The 2,910-nt window shown below is 66.9% G+C and carries 3 protein-coding genes; all 3 read right to left on the bottom strand.

The features are described 5' to 3' along the window. Positions 1–62 precede the first annotated feature (62 nt). The gene (locus ACGFSA_RS34980; protein WP_393310190.1) at positions 63–377 is read right to left on the bottom strand and encodes a hypothetical protein; all 315 of its coding nucleotides are present in this window, start codon (positions 375–377) and stop codon (positions 63–65) included. A 64-nt stretch (positions 378–441) separates the two neighbouring features. Continuing rightward, positions 442–1,881, bottom strand: coding sequence for a Dyp-type peroxidase (locus tag ACGFSA_RS34975; protein ID WP_393310192.1), 1,440 nt, complete (start codon positions 1,879–1,881; stop codon positions 442–444). Beyond that, a partial coding sequence (locus ACGFSA_RS34970; protein ID WP_393310188.1) for a hypothetical protein occupies positions 1,790–2,910 on the bottom strand: 1,121 nt, incomplete at its 5' end. The genes ACGFSA_RS34970 and ACGFSA_RS34975, both read right to left, overlap by 92 nt.

Raw genomic sequence — 2,910 nt, 5'->3', positions numbered from 1 at the left:
AAGCTTGTGACTAGACACCTCAAGCCTTGCAGGAAACGGCGTGTTTCATGTATCAGCGCAGGTCACAGCACCCACACATACGGCAGGAGAGCCCCTTTTTGCACCATGGCCAGCTTCGCACCGAAGGGGCCGCCCGGGGAGGAGGCGACCAGGACGAGCGCGATGAACGACGCGGTGGGCAGGCCGAACAGGGCACCGATGCCCCAACCGAGCAGTGGGATGGCCACCATGTTGGCGATCAGGGACAGCGTCAGCAGTGGGACGTCGGTGAGGACGCCCCGCAGTGCCGCGACGGTGGCACCCAGCCCGGCAGTGAACATGGTGGCCACGATGAAGATCACGGTGACGGCGTTGAACAGCAGGTGCAGGGTGCCCATGAGGCATGTCTCCTCGCGCTGCGGAGCGCCTCGGAGGGGTGCCCCGGTGCGCGTGACCGCAGTGTCAGTCCTGGAGATCGCCGAGCCAGCGCAGGGCGTTGAGGCCCGGCAGGAAGCAGTACTCGCCGCCGCGCGTGACAACGAACCGCGGCAGTGGGGACAGGCTTCGTCGCACCGGCCGCCGGGGAATGGTGTAGCCGGTCACGCCGTCGTGGGATCCCGTGACGGGGTCGTCGGCGTTGCCCCCGCCGAAGAAGACGCTGTCGTTCATCCACTCGGACTGCACAAATTCGAACTGACGCCCGAGATGGGCCCCGATGAACGCGAACATCAGGCCGCGGTCGGCCCCGTCGTCTTCCAGCACTCCTTCAGGCAGCGACGGACCGTAGGCGGCGCCGCGTCTGATCATGCGGTGGAGTCGCACTTCGCCCGCCACCGACGCGTCGCGTGGGTTGGCCCGCCGGATGTGGCAGCCGCTGGGCGTGGTGAAGCCCACCGGGTCGTCCCGCTCGTACAGGAAGGTGTTGCGGCGCTGCGGGTCGGCGCCGAGAGCGGGGTCGTCGTGCTGCGGACTGAGCGCCAGCGGTGCACCGCTGCGCCAGCGTCCCATCATCTTGGCTGCCAGCAGTTCCTCGTCCTCGGGGCTGGTGGCGTTGTCCCGCAGATAGCACCGGAAGAGGGCGACCCGCTGGTGGAGTTTGCGGAAGACCGCGTAGCTGCCGTTGCGTCCCAGTACCTCCGGCTGAAGCGTGCGGATGCCGCCGATCTCGTCCCGGTAGCCGAGCACGAACTCGCCGGCCTTCAACGGCACCTCCAGCCGGTTCGACCCGGCGAAGCCGCTGCCCTCGACGGCGGGATGGCTGATGCCGTCGCGGTAGCCGAAATGCTCGGTCTCGGTGGGCAGCGCGTAGCAGTCCTGCCGCCAGATCGCGGTCACCCCGGGGAGCCGGTCGTAAGCGGTGCGGGCCCGATCGAGGGCCCCCTCCAACTGCCTGGTATCGGGCGCGACCGCCGTGAGCACGACATGGACATCCGGCGTGCCCAGCGGCGCTTCCCAGTGCTCGGGGCCGCTCTGGCCGACATCGCCCAGCGCCTTGGCGCGGGCGGCCATCCCCTGGCGGAACTCCCAGGCGAACGTGTCCATCGATGCGCGCGGCACACCCAGCGCCTTCAGCCCATGAGAGGTGACTGCGACACTCACCCACGTCTCCCCCAGGGGGCTGACCGGGTCGGCGGCGGACGTCACCACCGCGCTCGCGCGCCGCATCAGCTCCCGTCCATGCGCCCGGTCATCGATACGGAACACCACATAGGTCGCCGCGTAGGGCGAGGGCTGAGGACCCCGCGCTGAATGTCGTCGAGCTCCAGTGCGGCTCGCGCGTTCGTGCTCACACTCGCGCCTCCTTGCGTTACTACTTCGTGACGAGGTTCCGCCAGAAATTCCGCAGGCTCTCGTCGCCGCCGAACAACGAACTGAAAATCGTGGAGTCCGCCAGCAGCACATCGCCGGCCCGCTCACCGCTCGGGGGCATCCACAGGAACATGTTGAACTCGGTGTTGCCTGCCTCGATGAACGGATGCGGCCTGGAGGTGTCGATCGGCTGCCGGGCCAGCAGATGAATGTCCGGCTCGTCGCTCGTCACAGCGTAATGCGGAAGGTGCTGGTGGAAGTTGAAGTTCGTCACCCCGTCCAGCCAGCCTCTCGTATCCGCATCCCGGACCGGGGAGAACGGGGCGATTCGGTTCGGCCCTTGCACAGCGGGACGCAGTCCGTAGCGGTTCTCGACGGGTACCCCGAGCCCCTGCATCAAGCCCCGGACATAGGTGGCGAACCGCTGCTGGCGGGGAACCAAAGGATCGCCGTGATGGCAGTATTCGATCTCTCGCACGGTCAGATCGTCCGACGCCCCGACGTCATGGTGAGGTCCCAGGACCAGACGGGCGTCCTCCCGTCCAAGGAATGCGCGCAGTGCTTCGATCTCACCGGGTCCGGGCTCTTGTCCTGTGATCATGTGATCCAGCCCGAACACGAACAAGGTGTCGGTGTCCGCCAGTACTCGCTCGTCGAGCGGGGTATGGAAACCGGCCTGGTCGATGCGTTGGTATACGGGGACGGGATGTCCGGTGGTCTCCTCGACGAACTGCTGGAACGGCACCCAGGCCAAGAAGAACAACTCCAGTGAGCCGGCGATGCCTTGCTGGAACTGCGACGGCTCGGACCACTTCGGGCCCTCGTAGGCGGGCCAGGTCACCCGCCGGACCTCGGTCATGGTGGAGAACCGGTTGTCCAGCTCGGCAGGGTTCCTGCCCGCCTCCGCCGGATAGCTCCACGAGACGTAGATGCTCACCCGTCGCCGACCAGGGGTGTGTTCACGCGGGATGTGGTTCTGATTGTAGGTGCGTGCGGTCGTGACCTCGTTCATCTCGTCTCCGATCCACAGTCCCGGCAGCTGTAGTTCTTGATCGTTGACGGATTCGTGCTGGTGAGAGGTCCGATGGGGTGCCCGCAGGAACGAGTACGGCCACCGCGATG

This window comes from Streptomyces sp. NPDC048496, from assembly GCF_043200055.1.
Lineage (GTDB): Bacteria > Actinomycetota > Actinomycetes > Streptomycetales > Streptomycetaceae > Streptomyces.
This window is presented reverse-complemented; position numbering and strand designations above follow the sequence as displayed.